15 protein-coding genes are annotated in these 16,209 nt (G+C 68.9%); 10 read left to right on the forward strand and 5 right to left on the reverse strand.

Annotated features, from left to right (window positions below; all coding sequences use genetic code 11):
• The first annotated feature begins 228 nt into the window (after positions 1 to 228).
• The 4 genes from HY726_20480 to HY726_20495 all read left to right on the forward strand — a co-directional run bounded on the left by HY726_20480 (position 229) and on the right by HY726_20495 (position 2,448).
• Entirely contained in the window at positions 229 to 627 is a 399-nt protein-coding gene (locus tag HY726_20480; GenBank protein MBI4611374.1) for a YjbQ family protein, read from the forward strand.
• Positions 628 to 804: 177 nt separating this feature from the next.
• Positions 805 to 1,620, forward strand: coding sequence for an Fpg/Nei family DNA glycosylase (locus HY726_20485; GenBank protein MBI4611375.1), 816 nt, complete (start codon positions 805 to 807; stop codon positions 1,618 to 1,620).
• Positions 1,621 to 1,940: 320 nt separating this feature from the next.
• The gene (locus HY726_20490) at positions 1,941 to 2,240 is read left to right on the forward strand and encodes a ribbon-helix-helix protein, CopG family (GenBank protein ID MBI4611376.1); all 300 of its coding nucleotides are present in this window, start codon (positions 1,941 to 1,943) and stop codon (positions 2,238 to 2,240) included.
• Between the two features lie 25 nt (positions 2,241 to 2,265).
• Positions 2,266 to 2,448 carry a hypothetical protein gene (locus HY726_20495; GenBank protein MBI4611377.1) on the forward strand — a complete coding sequence of 61 codons (183 nt, stop codon included), beginning with the start codon at positions 2,266 to 2,268 and terminating at the stop codon, positions 2,446 to 2,448.
• Here the strand turns inward: HY726_20495 and HY726_20500 are convergent.
• The 3 genes from HY726_20500 to HY726_20510 form a co-directional block, all read right to left on the reverse strand.
• Positions 2,433 to 2,696: an LLM class flavin-dependent oxidoreductase gene (locus HY726_20500; GenBank protein ID MBI4611378.1), complete on the reverse strand. Its 264-nt coding sequence runs from the start codon at positions 2,694 to 2,696 to the stop codon at positions 2,433 to 2,435. The genes HY726_20495 and HY726_20500 overlap by 16 nt on opposite strands.
• 97 nt (positions 2,697 to 2,793) lie before the next feature.
• The gene (locus HY726_20505) at positions 2,794 to 3,987 is read right to left on the reverse strand and encodes a DUF790 family protein (GenBank protein MBI4611379.1); all 1,194 of its coding nucleotides are present in this window, start codon (positions 3,985 to 3,987) and stop codon (positions 2,794 to 2,796) included.
• Positions 3,926 to 5,401, reverse strand: coding sequence for a DEAD/DEAH box helicase (locus HY726_20510; protein MBI4611380.1), 1,476 nt, complete (start codon positions 5,399 to 5,401; stop codon positions 3,926 to 3,928). The genes HY726_20505 and HY726_20510 overlap by 62 nt, the downstream gene beginning before the upstream one ends.
• 690 nt (positions 5,402 to 6,091) lie before the next feature.
• On the opposite strand from HY726_20510, the gene ggt reads away from it, so the two are divergent.
• The 5 genes from ggt (at position 6,092) to HY726_20535 (ending at position 10,983) form a co-directional block, all read left to right on the forward strand.
• Positions 6,092 to 7,801 (forward strand): gamma-glutamyltransferase, encoded by a 1,710-nt coding sequence (gene ggt / locus HY726_20515; protein MBI4611381.1) that lies wholly within the window; start codon positions 6,092 to 6,094, stop codon positions 7,799 to 7,801.
• A 343-nt stretch (positions 7,802 to 8,144) separates the two neighbouring features.
• The gene (locus HY726_20520) at positions 8,145 to 8,456 is read left to right on the forward strand and encodes a hypothetical protein (protein MBI4611382.1); all 312 of its coding nucleotides are present in this window, start codon (positions 8,145 to 8,147) and stop codon (positions 8,454 to 8,456) included.
• 3 nt (positions 8,457 to 8,459) lie between these two features.
• Positions 8,460 to 9,167: a methyltransferase gene (locus HY726_20525; GenBank protein ID MBI4611383.1), complete on the forward strand. Its 708-nt coding sequence runs from the start codon at positions 8,460 to 8,462 to the stop codon at positions 9,165 to 9,167.
• Entirely contained in the window at positions 9,164 to 9,916 is a 753-nt protein-coding gene (locus HY726_20530; GenBank protein ID MBI4611384.1) for a ChbG/HpnK family deacetylase, read from the forward strand. The genes HY726_20525 and HY726_20530 overlap by 4 nt, the downstream gene beginning before the upstream one ends.
• Positions 9,913 to 10,983, forward strand: coding sequence for an ROK family protein (locus HY726_20535; protein MBI4611385.1), 1,071 nt, complete (start codon positions 9,913 to 9,915; stop codon positions 10,981 to 10,983). Before HY726_20530 ends, HY726_20535 begins: the two co-directional genes overlap by 4 nt.
• 3 nt (positions 10,984 to 10,986) lie before the next feature.
• Here the strand turns inward: HY726_20535 and HY726_20540 are convergent, their stop codons facing one another.
• Together HY726_20540 and HY726_20545 are read right to left on the reverse strand one after the other, a co-directional pair.
• Positions 10,987 to 12,084: a M48 family metallopeptidase gene (locus HY726_20540; protein ID MBI4611386.1), complete on the reverse strand. Its 1,098-nt coding sequence runs from the start codon at positions 12,082 to 12,084 to the stop codon at positions 10,987 to 10,989.
• Positions 12,085 to 12,187: 103 nt separating this feature from the next.
• Entirely contained in the window at positions 12,188 to 13,396 is a 1,209-nt protein-coding gene (locus HY726_20545) for a DUF898 domain-containing protein (protein ID MBI4611387.1), read from the reverse strand.
• A 170-nt stretch (positions 13,397 to 13,566) separates the two neighbouring features.
• On the opposite strand from HY726_20545, the gene HY726_20550 reads away from it, so the two are divergent.
• The coding region (locus HY726_20550; GenBank protein ID MBI4611388.1) for an FAD-binding protein at positions 13,567 to 16,209 on the forward strand (2,643 nt) is incomplete at its 3' end.

Below are 16,209 nucleotides of genomic sequence, written 5' to 3' on the forward strand. Positions count from 1 at the left end.
ACCTCGGTCCCATCGCGCTTCACCACCGTCGTGTTGCCGCGGTAGTCAAAGGCCAGGTCGATGACCTGGGCCAGCGTCAGGGACTCGTCAAGCTCGGGTACCCACCCCTCGAGACTCATCTGCCTCGGAGGGGGGCTCCGCCCCCCCTTCCGAACCTCCCCCCTAGGTTGCGCGGGCCGGGTACCCACGCCGGAGGCGTGGGTGCGCGCTCGAAGGGCGTAGGAGACGATGCAGCAGACGATCACGCTCAGCACGTCCACGCGGCTCGAGCTGGTTGACATCACCCGCCAGGTCGCCTCCGTCGTGGCGGCTTCGAAGGTGAAAGAGGGGCTCTGTACGGTATTCGCGCGTCATGCCACGGCAGCGCTGATCATCAACGAGAATGCGGACCCGGGCTTTCGCCAGGACGTGCTGAGCCTCCTGGACAAGCTCATCCCGGAGGGCGTCTGGGAGCACGACAAGGTGGACGACAACGGGGCGGCCCATCTCCGGGCCACCTTGCTCGGGCCGTCCCAGGCCATTCCCGTGAAGGACGGAAAGCTCCTGCTCGGCACCTGGCAGGGGATCACGCTGGTCGAGCTGGACGGGCCGCGGAAGCGCGAGATCGTCGTGGATGTGCGGGCGTAGCCCGACGGGTCCTGCTGGCCCAGCGGGTGACGCGGCGCCCCTCCCCACGCCTTCGGCGTCGGGGCCCCGCCCCACCGGCAGGGCCGGGGGGTCCCCCACACCGGGCGGGGGGTGGACCTGACGGTGGGGCTGCTCGCCGCGGCAGGACCCGCTGGGCTTGTCTGAACGGAAGTTCCAGTGGCCGAGCTTCCTGAGCTCGAGGTCTACGCCGAGGCGCTTCGCCCGCTGCTGACGGGCTGGAGTGTCAGCGCTGTCGAGGTGCACCACCGCCGGGTGCTCAGGCGCGAGGCTCCGGAGCGCTTCGCCGCAAAGCTGGCCGGCCAGCAGATCAAGGACGTCGTGCGCCGGGGGAAGACCCTCGCCATCCTCCTCGGCGGGGGAGACCGGCTCGACGTTCACCTGATGCTCGGAGGCGAGATCTACTACTTCGCGTCCGGGACGCGGGGGAGGGTGCCTCAGCCGACCCTCACCCTCAGCTTCGACAGCGGCGCCGCCCTCGTCTTCTCGGACGCGCACTTCGACCCGATGCGCCCTTCCGATCCCAAGATGTGGGTCGGGGTGAACAAGAAGGAGCGGATCGGCCTCGACCCCCTGGATCCCGCGTTCACGCTCGAAGCGCTCGCGGCGCTGTGCACGCGGAACAAGATCGTGCCGGTGAAGGCCCTCCTCTGCGACCAGCGATGGATCGGAGGGCTCGGCAACGCCTACGCCGACGAGATCCTCTGGGAAGCGCGGATCCGACCCCGGCGCGCCGCATCGCTCATGAGCACCGAGGAGGTCACGCGGCTCCACGGGGCGATCGGCACCGTCCTGGCGGCGGCGATCGGGCACCTGCGCGGGCTCACGAAGGACGGGCTGGCGGGAGAGCCCCGGCGTGAGTTCTTCAAGGTGCACCGCCGCGGCGGGAAGCCCTGTCCCCGCTGCGGCGGGAAGGTCGCGGCGGAGGAGTTCAGGGAGCGGCCGACCAACTGGTGCCCTGCCTGCCAGCGATGATAGACTGCAGAGCAGACCTCCGGGGGGCACGCACGAGCCGGATGGTCAGAAGCTGGTCCCACAGACAGCATCAGTACAACCTGCAGGGAACCGACAAGTTTACGCTTACAGATATAGGCGCTGTCATGGATGCAAGCAGGGCGGGTGTTTCCACAGGAACGGCGATTGCGGATTCTACAGCCCATGTGACATCAGATTTGCTCGGGTCGGGCCGCTGGCCCCCCACGTTCCGCGCGGCCGGACTCCTCCCCCCGCGCTTGACACGCCGCCAGGGTTCAGTAGGATAAAGTAGTACCATTTAACATACGAGGTATCTGCCGATGCGCAGCCGGGCCACCATGACCATCTCACTGCCGCCGGAGATGATCCGGGAAGTCGAGCGGGTCCGCAAAAGCGAGCACCGCACGCGCTCGGAGCTCATCCGCGAGGCGCTCCGCGTCTACTTCAACCGCGTGCGCGCGCTCCCCGTCTACACCCCGACGCGCCGGGAGCTCCGTGAAATCGCGAAAGGTCGAGCTGAAATGGCGAGCGGAGAGTACCTGACCCTCGATGAGCTCTTCCGAGACCTGGGTCGTCGTCGCTCGAAAGCGCGCGCGCAAGGTCATCGCCCGCGCTCCTAGGCACGAGCAGGAGCGGCTCCGCGAAGTGCTCAAGGCGATGGAGGTCGACCCGTTTGCGGGCGACGTGGAGCGCCTGAAGCACCAGCCCACCGCCTTTCGCCGTCGGTTCGGCGACTGGCGGATTTTCTTTGACGCTGACCCTGCCCGGCGGCTCGTCGAGGTCCGCTACATCGAGCGGCGCACCAGCACGACCTACCGCCAGCGCTGAGCCAAGCGCCGGGGTTTTCGTCTACCGCTAAAAAGTACGTCGACGCGGACATACGCGAAGAGCGTCGGTGGTCGCCGACCCGCTGTGGCGGCACCGGCGCGCACCCAGTCGGCCGAGAGCCGCGCATGCTCGGGAGTCAGCCAATTGAAGAGCATGCGGTCGGCGATCTCGCCCGCTAGGCAGCACATCTGGGGACCGAGCGCCGCCGCAACGAGACGGGCCCGAAGCTGGGATCGCCGCGCGGCGATCCCCGCGCGTACGCGTTCGGCTTGCTTCCCTCACAGAAACGACGCGCATTGTCTCTGGCGGCAGAGGGCAAGTCAAGTGCTGGCGACGGCGATGCTTCTACCTACGATGGGGACGCCTGAAGGCTTCGAGGCGTGGCATGAGATCCCGCAGGCGGATGCCGGTGCTGAACGGCAATACCGTGGCCGGGAGACTTCCGGCCTGAAGGGCCAGGGTTTTCCGCACGGCCACGATCAGGTCCGGCGCCTTCACCTGGTCCAGCTTATTGAGCTTATTGAGCTTCGCGCTCAGGTATTCGGGCGTCCAGTAGCCGAGAATCTCCAAGGCCACCTCGGTCCCGTCTTCGTGAACAAAGACAAAATCGGGAACGAGGAGGGCTCCGCCAGCCTCCAGGATCGCGGCCTCGCGCTTCAGGCGCCAGCCATCTCTTTCGTTCCCGAACTTGCGAGCGAAGGTCTCTTCCAGCGCCGAATCGAAGAGCGCGGGCGCGGGAAGCCGGGAGCGGAGGCCATCGGTGGAGGACAGGTGGAAGGTCAACGGTCGCCAGCCTTTCCGCAGCACGATCTCCGCCGTCATCGTCCACTCCCGAGCCTGAGCCAGGGCTGCCAGAAACCTGGCGAAATCAACCCCATAGGCGTGGGTGCGGCGGAGCACGGAGTTCGGCCCGTCGAAGGTGAGGCGGTACCCGTCGCCCCTCAACCGCTCGACCCGGTGAAGCAGCCGCGAGAGCCGCGCGTACTGGACGATGTGCTTGAAGTCGGCCCGGGCCTCCACCACCACCTGCGTCGCGGAGTAAAGCAGCGCCTGGGCCTGGGCCAGGTCGTAGTCCGCCCGCAAATCGTCGGCGGAGTAGTCAGGCGGAAAGGCGATGAGACGATGAAACTCGGGGTAGTCGGCGTAGAGGAGGGCAACAACCTCGTCGTGACGCTGGGGGGCGGGATCAAATGCCACGCCCAGGAGGGGCCGCCAGCGCTCTGGCTCAAGCACGGGATGGTGGCGGCCGGCGGCCCCGAACACTTTCACCCGTTGCTCAGCCTGGTGCCTGCCGCGAGGCCAGTCGTACGTGGCGACATGATCCAGAAGCTCGATGACCGCTTCCACCCGATCGGGCCGAACGCCTTCGAGAGCCGCGCGGGCGGCGTCGCGCACGCGGCCGAGGCGCTCGCCGACCTTCGCGCGATAGACCGCGACGGCGCGGGCCAGGTGGGGGAGGCAGTCCTCTTCCAGGCGGTCAGAAGAGATCGAGCTGCTTGGCCTGTCCCAGTGATAGACGCGGTGCGCTTTGGTAAGCATCCGTCCGAGTCCGGCGCCGGACCCGCCTTATTTCAGGGGTCTCCTCCACCACGACCTCATAGAGGCGCGCCGACCGGTCTCCTGAGCGTCTGAGGAGCCGCCCGAGCCGCTGCACCGCCTCCCGTGTGCCTTTCTCCCCGCCCAGCACCACTCCGACCTTGACCGCGGGCGCATCCCATCCTTCATTGAGCACCTCGCACGCAGCCAGGGCGCGGATCGCCCCTCGGGCGAACGCGTCCAGCACTAGATTCCGCTCCCGCTTGTCCGAGTGGGCGGTCAGCGCCGGCATCAGGAAGCGGGCCGAAACGTCGAGCGCCATTCGGTTCGAGGCTGTGAAGATCACGCATTGGTCGGTCGGATGCAGGCGCAGGATGTCCTCCACGACCCGGAGTTTTTCCTTGGAGCGATGAATGAGCGCCAGCTTTCGCCGGTAGCAGCGGAGGATCTCCTTGGCCTCGGGGTCTGTGCGCGAGAGCTTGGCGAGATCCTCCTTCCAGTCAAACCGTCCTTCCTCGCGCCGCCGGCGAGCCACGTAGGCGCGGATCCTCCTGGAGAGCTGGTCAAACTCCGCCTGCTCGGCCTCGGTCAGATAGATCGGCACCCGGACGATCGCGTAGTCCGCCAGCGTTCGTCCCCGGGCCTGGGAGATGCCCTCTTCGTACACGACCGGGCCAATCAGCTCGGTGAACAGCCGGTCCCGGCCATCGGCCCGCTCGGGCGTCGCCGTGAGCCCGAGCCGCATGGGAGCCAGGCAGTCCAGCGCGCTCTCGTAGAGCGAGGGTCCCGGCAGGTGGTGGGCCTCGTCGTAGACGATCAGGCGGTAGCGGTTACCGATCTCCTTCATGTGGATCCAAGCGCTGTCGTAGGTGGTGACCGTGATGGGCCAGATCTCCCGCCGGCCATCCCCAAGTACGCCGGCCTCCACGCCGAGCCCTTGCTTGATCCGCCGCTGCCACTGGTACATGAGATCGCGGAGCGGAGCCACGATCAACGCCGAGACCCGGTGCCGGATGATGACTGTAAGCGCGATTTCAGTCTTGCCCGTGCCGGTGGGTTTCACGACCACCCCGCGCCCGCCGGCCCGCTTCCAGGCCGCTAGAGCGGCCTCCTGATCTGGCCGGAGTGGGGGGAGATTGGGCTTGAGGCCCGGGCAGTCAAAAAACCGTTCGGCCTCGTCCTGGAGCTGAAGCCGGTAGGCCGCCGCGTCCTCCATGAGGCGGGGGTGATTGATGGCCTCCGTCCGCCAGGCACGAACGCGCTCGTCCCAGGTCAGGTAGGGGGGCACCCGCGCAGTCCTTGAGGCCTCCAGCCTGAGCGAGCCCCGGTCAAATCGGAGGGACGCGCGCTTCGCCAGAGAGGCGCCTTGTGGGCGGATGGCTGCGCGTCGATCTAGAGCGCGAGCACGGCGTGCCACGCCCGTATCTTACCGTATCCTGCGGAGCGCGTGGGAGCGGACTGAAAAAGCCTTCGGGTCAAGCGGCGCTGGAAGCGAAGCGGGCGGATGAGTAACCGTGTTACCGGCTGAGGGAGCCGAAGACGGCTAGGCCAGCAGCGATCGGGCAGCGTCAGGCCTTGGCTGGGGCTTTGGCGCCCGGGCCTCGGCCTCCGTGCTCGGGGCGCGACCACCGGCGGGACCGAGCCTATCCTGTGCCACCGGCCCCCACCCATTTATCGCCTGTGCTTTGACAGGCGTTTCATCCACGCCGTACCCTAGCGCCACTTTCGCAGAGGGGACCGGACGCGGCCGGCGGCCCCTGGCGGGAGGCCCGAGAAGAGAAAGGCGTTTATGCTGCCGATGCTCCCGCCACGCTTTGCTTGACCCCGGGGCCAACACGTGAGCAGTCCTTCGGACTCCGAATGAAGCTGTAGGCGAACGGAGTCAGGCCGGAGCTACCTCGCGAGGGAAGAGCTGGAGGTGGTGAACTTTACTTTCATTGACAGCCCGTGTGCAGCCTTCTACCATGAACGTTTGAAGCCAAATTGGCCCGTCTCCTGGGCGCCACCACGAGGTGACTGGGGTTTCGCTCTCCTTATGGCAGCAAGCAGGAATCATGAAGAGTAAAGAGTCAAAATCACGCGAGACAATGCGGGTTAAGGAGTCGCCATGATCCGCTCGAAGCTTTCGGTGACGAAGCTGACCCCGCTGGCCCCGCGCGCCATGGTCGTGGCCGAGCACCCGCTGGGGGCGGAGGTGGGAGCGGAGATCCTCAGGCGTGGCGGCAACGCCGTGGACGCGGCGGTCGCCACGGCCTTCGCCATGACCGTCGTCGAGCCGTTCATGTCGACGATCGCGGGGGGCGGGACCATGCTCGTCTACCTCGCCAAGCAGGGGAAAGTCGAGGTCATCGACTTCAACGTCCAGGCTCCCGCGGCCTGCCACGAGCGCATCTATCCCCTCGCGGAGGGCGTGGCCGAGGATCTCTTCCCGTGGCGCCGGGTGGTGGACGACGCCAACATCGTCGGCCACCGGGCGGTCGCGGTGCCGGGCTCGGTGGCCGGCCTCTGCCTCGCGCTCGAGCGCTACGGGACGATGGAGCTCGGCGATGTCCTGGCGCCGGGGATCGCGCTGGCCCGCGACGGGTTCGTCCCCGACTGGTACCTGGCGCTCACGACCGCGGTGCACGCGGACGAGGTGAGCCGGTTCGCCGAGACTGCCCGGACCTACCTCCGCGAGGGGCGCCACATCTACCGGCCGCCGGCCAGTGCCGACGGCGATCGCGTCCGCTACCCCGACCTGGCCCGGAGCCTGGAACTGATCGCGCGAGAAGGCCCGGACGCGTTCTACAAGGGGGCCCTGGCCCAGGCGATCCACGAGGAGATTTGGGTGCACGGCGGCTTTCTGACCAAGGAGGACCTCGCCGGCTACCAGGCGCGGGTCGCGCCGCCCTTGACGGGTCGGTACCGCGACCTCGACCTCTGCTTCTCCCCCGGCGCCACGGGAGGGATCACGGCGCTCGAGATCCTGAACATCCTCTCGGCCTTCCGGCCGCGTCAGCTCAGCTTCGACACCCCGGGTGGCCTTCACCTGAGGGCGGAGGCAGCCCGCTACGCGTTCCTGGACCGGCTCACCTTCCTGGGAGACCCCGAGCGGGTCGAAGCCCCATGGACAGCGCTGGCATCAAAAGAGTACGGAGCGGAGGTCGCGCGGCGCATCAAGCCCCGCGGACCCCGATCGAAGAAGTCGGCGCCCGACCCGTGGCGCTTCGAGGGGAAGGGAGGGCGAACGCCCGTCCGGATCGCGGGCAACGGGCGGGCCACGGACTCGACCACGCACATCGGCGTGGTGGACCGGCAGCGCAACATGGTGTCGCTGACCCACACTGCGGTCTCGCTCTTCGGCTCCCGCGTGGTCGTTCCGGGGAGCGGCATCCTTCTCTCGAACGGCATGATCTGGTTCGATCCGGATCCGGGCAAGGCCAACTCCGTCGGGCCGGGGAAGCGGGCGCTGGTGAACATGGTGCCCGTCCTCGCGTTCAGGAAAGGGGAGCCGTACCTGACGCTCGGCGCGCCGGGTGGTCGAAAGATCATCTCGGCGATCCCCCAGGTGGTCTCCAACCTCGTGGACCTGGGGCTCGCGCCGCAGCCGGCCATCGAGGCGCCGCGCGTTCACACAGAGGGTGGCGACCTGTGGGTGGACGACCACGCCGGTGACGCGGTGCTCGCCGCGCTCGAGAAGATGGGGCATCCCGTCGTCGCCCGGCGTGAGGCCTACTCGACGTTCTACTTCGCCCGGCCCGTGGCCATCCGCCTGACGCGGAAGGGCCTCGAGGCGGGGCTCGATCATCTGCGGGCGGCCGCGGCCTGTGGCTATTGACCCAAGGAGGAAGTCACATGCTCGAAGAGAAAGTGATCGCGAGCTGGCGCTACAAGAAGGGAGCGCTGGATCCCAAGACGGCCTCGCTCTGCTACCTGGCCGCGAACCTGGCCGTCGGGAACACCCACTGAGCGAAGCGTGACCTGGCAGGTGCCAGGGCCGCTGGAGCCAACGAGGACGAGGTTCGCGAGGCCATCAGCTTCGCCATCCGGAACAACGCCGCCAGGGCTCATGCCGACATCCTGAAGGTCTGGGACGGCGAGCGGCGGTAGATCGAGCCGAGGGGCGTCGGCCAAGCCGCAGGCAGGCCCGCCACGAGGCGAGGCCGAATAAGGAGAACCCCATGGCGGAGATCACGCTCACCGCGGCCTTCTCCACCGTGCCGGCTGGGGAGGCGGAGGCGCTCAAGCAGCTGATCCGGGACACGATCGAACAGCTCGCCCAGGAGACCGGGGCCTTTCAGAAGGCCAAGGTGGTCTTCACCGAGTCTGACGAGCGCTGCGGGCTCACCGCCGAGCTGGACGGGGTGAAGAAGGAGGGGGTTCCGCTCCAGCTCGATCTGGACCTCCTCGAGGACGCGAAGACCAACTCGGGGGCTCGCGCCCAGCTCAAGGAGTCGCTCCGGCTCTACTTCAGGAAGGTCCAGGGAAGGTGAGGGATGGCGGGCGATGAGGGGCTCCTCCTCTACGTCTACCGGGGCCTCCTCTTCAAAGTGGCCGACGGCGTTCAGGCGCCCAAGGCGGGCTCGCTCCTCTTCGCGCGGTACCTGGAGTTTCGTCCGGGCGAGCAGGTGCTCGAGCTCGGGACGGGTGTGGGGCTGGCCGCGGTCCTGGCGGCCAGGGCCGGCTGTTCCGTCGTGGCCACCGATGTCGTGCCCGAGGCGGCAGCCTGCGCCGCCGAAAACGCGCGTCTGAACGGCGTCGGCGACCGCGTGGAGGTCAGGGTCGGCGATTGCTATGATCCGGCGCGCGGCCTCCGCTTCGACCTGATCTGCACTAACCCGCCCCAGATGCCGACGCCTCCCGGCCGCGAGCGCGACGATCCCGTGGCCGCCGCGGACAACGGCGGGATCGATGGCTGGGAAATCCTCGACCGGGTGATCCGGGGCGCGCCTGAGCACCTGACGCCCGGGGGGCGGCTCGTCTTCACGATCTTCGCCTTCCTCGGCCGGAAGACGGCGTTCGCCAAGCTCGAGGCCGTGGGCCTCAAGCCGGAGACGCTGGGCAGCGAGGTGCAGTCCTTCCCGCGCATCGGGTACGAGCGGCTCGACCACATCCGGAGTCTGGACAGCGAGAAGATCCTGCCCAACGTCGGCGTTCCCAGGACCGTCGAGCGCTTCGTCATCCAGGGCACCCTCCCGCGTTGAAATATCTCATCGTCAACGCCGATGACTTCGGGCTGACGGTCGGGGTGAGCCGTGGGATCCTGGAGGCCTCCCGGCACGGCATCGTCACCAGCACGACGCTGCTGGTCAATCTCCCGGTGTCCGTGGAGCTTCTCGCCGAGCTCAAGGCGACGCGGCTCGGCGTTGGCCTCCACCTGAATCTCACCCTGGGTCGCCCGCTCTCTCCCGCATCCGCGGTGCCGTCGCTCGTGGACGCCGAGGGGAAGTTCGTTCGTGACGCCCGCCAGGCCGCGGCTCGCGCCAAGCCCGACGAGGCGGAGCGGGAGCTCGAAGCCCAGGTGGCTGCGTTTGCCACACTCCTCGGGCGCGCCCCGACTCACCTGGACAGCCACCACCATGTGGGTCGCCATTCCCCCATCCGCGAGATCCTCTGGGCGCTGGCGCGCCAACTGGGCATTCCCGTGAGGAGCCAGGACGAAGCGCTCAGGCGGGCGGCGCGGGCCGCCGGCCTCAGGACCCCGGATGCCTTCTTCGGTGAGTCGGGCCCGGATCCCTACTGGTCCACCGAACGGCTCCTGAGCCAGCTCGCCGTCTTGCCCGACGGAATTTCCGAGTTCATGACCCATCCCGGCTACTTCGACACCGACCTCGCCGGGAGCCGCTACGGGCCCCAGCGGGAGGTCGAGCTCCAGGGCCTGACGGATCTCGCCGTCCGACGCGCGGTGGAGGCGCTGGGGATCAGGCTCTGCCACTTCGGCGACCTCCGGTGAGACGCGAAGCGATCCTGGCGGTGGACGTGGGAGGGACCAGCATCGCCGCGGGTCTCGTCGCCCCTGACGGCGAAATCCTGGGCCAGCTCCAGGCGCCGACCCGCGAACGGGGCACCGCGCTCGACACCCTGAACGCGCTTCTGGATGAGCTGTTGGCGGCCGCCCGCGGCCGGGGCCTCCGGGTGCTCGGGCTCGGTGCCGGAGTCCCGGGAGCGGTGGACGCCACGACGGGCGTCGTCGGCGAGGACGTGCAGAACGTGCCCGAGCTGGCGCGGCTGCCGCTCACCCGTCACCTCCGCGCGCGCTTTGGTCTTCCCGCGTTCGTGGACAACGACGTCAACGCCCTGGCCCTGGGGGAGTGGACCTTCGGCCGGGCCAGAGGGGCGCGCTCGCTCGTGCTCCTGGCGATCGGCACCGGGGTGGGCGGCGGGATCATCCTGGACGGCCAGCTCGTCCGGGGCGCCGCGGGGTACGGGGGCGAGCTGGGCCACATCTCCGTCAACTTCGACGGCCGCCCGTGCTTCTGTGGCGGCCGCGGCTGCCTGAAAGCCTACGTCGCGGGCCCGGACATCGCCGCCGCGGCGCGGGCGCGGCTCGAGACCGATCGAGACTCGCGCCTGCTGGCACTGGCAGGCGGGGATCCGGACGCGGTGAGCGCCGCCCACGTCTTCAGGGCCGCCGGGGACGGTGACCGGCTGGCCGGAGCGCTGGTGGAGGAGATCTGCCAGGCGCTGGGCGCGGGGCTTGCCGCCATCGTGAACGCTCTGAACCCGGAGGTGATCCTGGTGACGGGCGGCGTGGCCGAGTCGCTCAAGCCGCTCGAGGCCGCGATCCTCCGCTGGACCGGACGCTATGCATTCGCCCGGGCTCTCGCAGCCACACGGATGACGGTCCTCGTCCTAGACAAGCACGCCACCGTCCGGGGCGGCGCCGCCCTCTTCCTCTACGAGCGCAGCCGGTCGCGCCGGCCGACGCGGGTCGAACGACGCGGGTCGCAACGAAGGGTCCGATCGGGAGCGCGCCGCCGGGTGCGCCCGACGCGCCGCCGCTCGGGGAGGCGTCGATGAGGCTCAGGCGCAGATCTTCCGGATGTCGCGCCAGTCATAGTCCGGGAGGAGCCTGACGGCCTCGCGCGGCGCCGGCGCCGCGAGGGCCCTGAGCTTCTGGATCCGGTCCTCCGTGCCCGGGTGAGTCGAGAGGTACTTCAGCAGCCCGGGCTCGTCTCCGCCCAGCTTCCCGAGCAGCTCGTAAAACCCGATCATCCCCGCCGGGTCGATGCCGGCCTCGAGGAGCATCCGCATCCCGGCCGTATCCGCCTCCTCCTCGCTCCGGCGGCTGTACTGGAGCGTCCCGAGAACGCGTGCGCTCTCGAGCCCGTAGGCCATCGCGCCGCCCGCATCGCCGACCAGAACCGCCACGAGCAGCCCCGTGGATGCGTGCTGGAGGAGCGCGCGCGTCGTGTGGCGCAGGAGGATGTGCTGGAGCTCGTGGGCCAGAACGCCGGCCAGCTCCTCCGCCATCCGGGTCTGATCGAGGAGCCCCCGGAAGACGACGATGTATCCGCCGGGTGCCGCGAGGGCGTTCACCGCGGGGTCGTTCAGCACGATGACGCGGAACCGGTAGGCGGGATTGGGGAGCGGAGCGACGAGGGTCCCGACGATCGCCTCGATCCTGCGGATGCGACTCGGATCCGTGCAGCGCTTCCCCTGCGGAGCCAGGAGGTCGACGGCCGAGCTACCGAGGCCTTCCTCCCACGCGACCGGAATCCGGGCGGCGACTACCGCCGCCAGAGCCGGGATGCCCCAGAGGTACAGGGCGCCGATCAGCGCGATCAGCGCAAGGGCGGCGACGAGGGTCAGCGTGACCCGCATCTTCCGGCGCGCCGGGTCGTGGAACCGGGCGCCCAGCTCGGGCGCGACCTCGTGCAGGTCTGAGAGGAACGACACGTCGGGGACGAGAAGCGCCTCCGGGAGCTCGACGCCCCGCTCCAGCCGGACCTGTTCGCCCGCGTAGAAGCCCTGGGTCTGCCGGATCTCGGCGTAGGGCCACCAGAGCGTGGCCCCGCTCTCGGTGGTGATCTGCAGGCCGGTCCGCATCAGGTGGATCCCGACCCGCTGGCGCGCGGCGGTCTTGCCGTCCAGGTAGTACCCGTGCCATTCGGTTCGCATCAGCGTCGCTCGTTCGCCGCGGGTGCCGGCCTGTCGAGGCGGCGCTCACGGCCGGCTGCGGGAGGGCCCAGCGGAGGCGGAGCTCACGGCGGGGAGGCTCGGACTAGCCGACGTCGAGGTCCGTATCCAGGAAGCCGGCGAGCCCTTCGCCGGTCACGGGGGCGGCCTGGGCTTCCTGGACGATGGCCGCCAGGTCCAGGGGGCCCTCCAGGGTCACGTACTCGAACGTGAAGCGGATCGTTCGGACGACGACCCAGGCTGCCGCCAGGCTCAGGGTCACGATCACCAGGAGCATGTTTGTCAGGAACAGGAGGAAGAGGCCGCCCCCGGTGAACGCCGCGCGGAAACGGGCGCCGCCCAACGAGGTGTGGTCCAGGAGGTAGTTCTGCTTCTTTGCCAAATACCAGAACCAGCAGAGGCCGAATGTCGGAAGCGTGAGGAGGAGGGCCAGGAGGTAGGAACGGAACAGGTCTCTGCCTTGTCCGTCGAAGTCAAACTTCCGGTTCCCGAAATACGCGTGCGAGACGAGAAAGCCGTAGCGCCTGGCGGCGAAGAACGGGGAGTAGAAACCGAGCGTGACCACCGTGAGGACGGAGCCGATGACGAAGAGCTTGACGAACTCCAGGGTCGGGCTGCGCAGCGACAGACGGATGCCGCGCCAGGAGGTCCGGCTCAGGCGGTAGCGGAGGGCGCCCACGATGGCGACCGGGATGAAGACCAGGATGAGGCCGTAGAGCAGGAGGGTTGACACGACCGTGATCGCGGCCCCCCCGCGGAGAAGCCCCGGCAGGAAGTTCAAGAAAAGCACGGGGATGCCGAACACCGCCACGGCCTTGAGAAAGCCGATCAGCAGCTCCTTGCCCGTGCCGTGATAGGCGAACCGGTCTCCCTCGAACTCGGTCTCGCTGAGGAGGTAGCGCCGCACCCGAACCCGTCCCCAGAAGTTGTAGATCCCGAGGGTGACGACGGTCAGGAGCATGTTGACGACCTGGATGCCGAAGAGCGAACCCCCGCTTCCGTGGAACGAGAGCTGGCGGACCTGGCCCCCGGCCGCTCCGGGTCCCGGGAGCGTCGGTCCGGGGGTGGGAGGCCCTCCGGGCCGAAACGGAGCGCCCGGCAGGGTGACCTGGGCTCGCGACGGGCTCGACGTCGGGGCGGGACGCGTGCGCGGGACCCTCACCCCTTTGCCGAGGCTCGCGTGGTAGATCCCGCTCTCGAGGTAGAGGCGATACTTCGAGATGCTCACCCGGCAGCGCGGGCATGTGTCGGTCTCGGCCTCAGCGTACCCGCACTTTGGACACGGTTCTGCCATTGGATTTCTCCTGAGCCTGGGGCGGAACATACTCCAGCGCGAAGATGGAGTCAACCTCCACCCCCTGACGCGCGTCAGCGCGAGCCGGCTCGGGAGCGGCCCTCCAGGCGGGAGAACGAACGGAAGCGTTCCGGATATAATGAGGAGAACGAGCCGCCCGGAGGGCCTTCATGAACGATCTGGAGCGCGATCTCAGGCGCGTGGTGCGGGGCGAGGTGCGCTTCGACAGGATGACCCGCCTGCTCTACTCGACCGATGCCTCCATCTATCAGGTGGAGCCGATCGGCGTCGTGCTCCCGCGCGACACGGGCGACGTCCAGGCGGTCATCGAGGTGGCCAATCGCCACGGCGTGCCGATCCTGCCGCGGGGCGGCGGGACTTCGCTCGCCGGGCAGACCGTGAACCGGGCGGTCGTGCTCGACTTCTCCGCCTACATGCACCAGCTCCTGGAGGTGAACCGCGAGGAGCTCTGGTGCCGGGTTCAGCCGGGCCTGGTTCAGGACGAGCTCAACGCTCTCGTGCAGCCGCTCGGCCTTCTCTTCGGCCCGGATACCTCCACCTCCAACCGCGCTACCCTCGGCGGGATGCTCGGCAACAACTCGGCCGGCGCCCACTCGATCGCCTACGGGTTGACGCTCCACCACGTGCTCGAGCTGACCGTCCTCCTCGCCGACGGGAGCGAGGCGGTGCTGACGGACCTCGCTGCGGAGGCCCTCCGGGCGAAGCTCAAGGGGAACGGTCTGGAGGGCCAGATCTACCGGGAGGTGGTCCGGATCGTCGGCGAGCACCGCGAGGAGATCAGCGCCCGGTATCCGACGATCCTGCGTCGCGTCTCCGGCTACAACCTGAACGAGTTCGCCGGGGACCGACCCTTCAATCTCTCCCGCCTGGTCGTGGGGTCGGAGGGGACGCTGGCCACGGTGGTCGAGGCCAAGCTGCGCCTCGTCCCGCGGCCCCGGCACACCGCGCTCGATGTCGTCCACTACGCCGACATCCAGGAGGCGCTGGAATCCTCCGAGGAGATCCTCCGGACGGGGCCCTACGCCGTCGAGCTGACCGACAAGATGATCCTGGACCTGGCCCGGGGCAACATCGAGCAGTCCAAGCGCATGGGCTTCGTGCAGGGAGACCCCGCTGCGATCATGATCGTCGAGTACGCGGGGGAGAGCGAGGCCGAGGTGCGCGCCAAGGTGGAGGCGCTGGAGGCGCGGCGCGCGCGGGCGCGCTTCGGCTACGCCGCCCATATGGCCCTGCGCGCGGAGGAGCAGCAATCCATCTGGAAGCTCCGCAAGTCCGGGCTCGGGCTCCTCCTCGGCATGAAGGGCGACAAGAAGCCCATCGCCTTCGTCGAGGACACTGCGGTGGATCCCGCCAGGCTCGCGGCCTTCGTCCCCCGGTTCCGCGACATCCTGGCGCGGCACCGGGCGGCCGCGGGCTACTACGGCCACTGCTCGGTGGGCTGCCTCCACATCCGCCCGCTGATCAACCTGAAGGAGGAGCGCGGGGTCCGGCAGATGGAGGCGATCGCGCGGGAGATCGCCGAGCTGGTCCTCGAGTTCGGGGGGGCGCTCACCGGGGAGCACGGCGACGGCCGGGCGCGGAGCCCGTTCACCGAGCGCCTGTTCGGCCCGCGCCTCTACGACGCCTTCCGCCAGATCAAGCGCGCCTGGGATCCCAAGAACCTGATGAATCCCGGGAACATCGTGGACGCCCCGCCGATGACGGAGAACCTCCGCTACAGCCCCGGATACCGGACGTGGGAGCCGGAGACGCTGCTCGATTTCTCGGGGCAGGGAGGGTTCGCCGCGGCGGTCGAGATGTGCAACGGGATCGGCGTCTGCCGGAAGAAGCTCGAGGGGACCATGTGCCCCTCGTACATGGCGACCCGCGATGAGGAGCACTCGACGCGGGGGCGCGCTAACGCCCTTCGCGCCGTCCTGTCAGGGCAGGTGCCGCCCTCAGAGTTCACGGGTCGGCGCCTCTACGAGGTGATGGACCTCTGCCTCGAGTGCAAGGCCTGCAAGGCCGAGTGCCCGGCGAACGTGGACATGGCCAAGCTCAAGTACGAGTTCCTCGCCCACTACTACGCCGCGCACGGGTTGCCCCTGAGGAACCGGCTCTTCGCGCGCATCGAGCGCCTCTCGCGGCTGGGCTCGCGGCTGGCGCCGCTCTCGAACTGGATCGCGGCCTCGCGCCCGCATCGCTGGCTCCTGGAGCGCTTCGTCGGGATCGACCGTCGCCGCCCGCTGCCCGCCTTTGTGCGCGAGCCGTTCACCGACTGGTTCAGGAAGCGGCCGCCGGGCGGAACCGGCGAGCGGGGCGAAGCCGTGCTCTTCCACGACACCTTCGTCACGTACAACACGCCCGAGATCGGGAAGGCGGCGGTGCAGCTCCTCGAGGCGGCGGGGTACCGCGTGCTTCTGGTCGACAAGAAATGCTGCGGCCGGCCGCTGATCTCCAAGGGGATGCTCGGCGAGGCCCGGGGCCACGCCGCCTGGAACGTCGAGCGCCTGGCGCCCTACGCCAGGCGGGGCGTCGCCATCGTCGGGCTCGAGCCCTCCTGCCTCCTCACCCTCCGCGACGAGTACGTAGATCTTCTGCGGAGTGAGGACGCCCACGCGGTGGCCCGGCAGAGTTTTCTCCTCGAGGAGTTCCTCCAGCGCGAGCGGGAGGGCGGGCTGGCTCTCGGCTTCAAGGCCGACGGTCGGAGCGCGCTGCTCCATGGCCATTGCCACCAGAAGGCGCTGGTGGGAATCACCCCGACCGTGGCAGTGCTCACATGGGCGGGCTTCAGCGTGCAGGAGGTGGACTCG

This window comes from Candidatus Rokuibacteriota bacterium (assembly GCA_016209385.1).
Classification (GTDB): Bacteria; Methylomirabilota; Methylomirabilia; order Rokubacteriales; family CSP1-6; genus JACQWB01.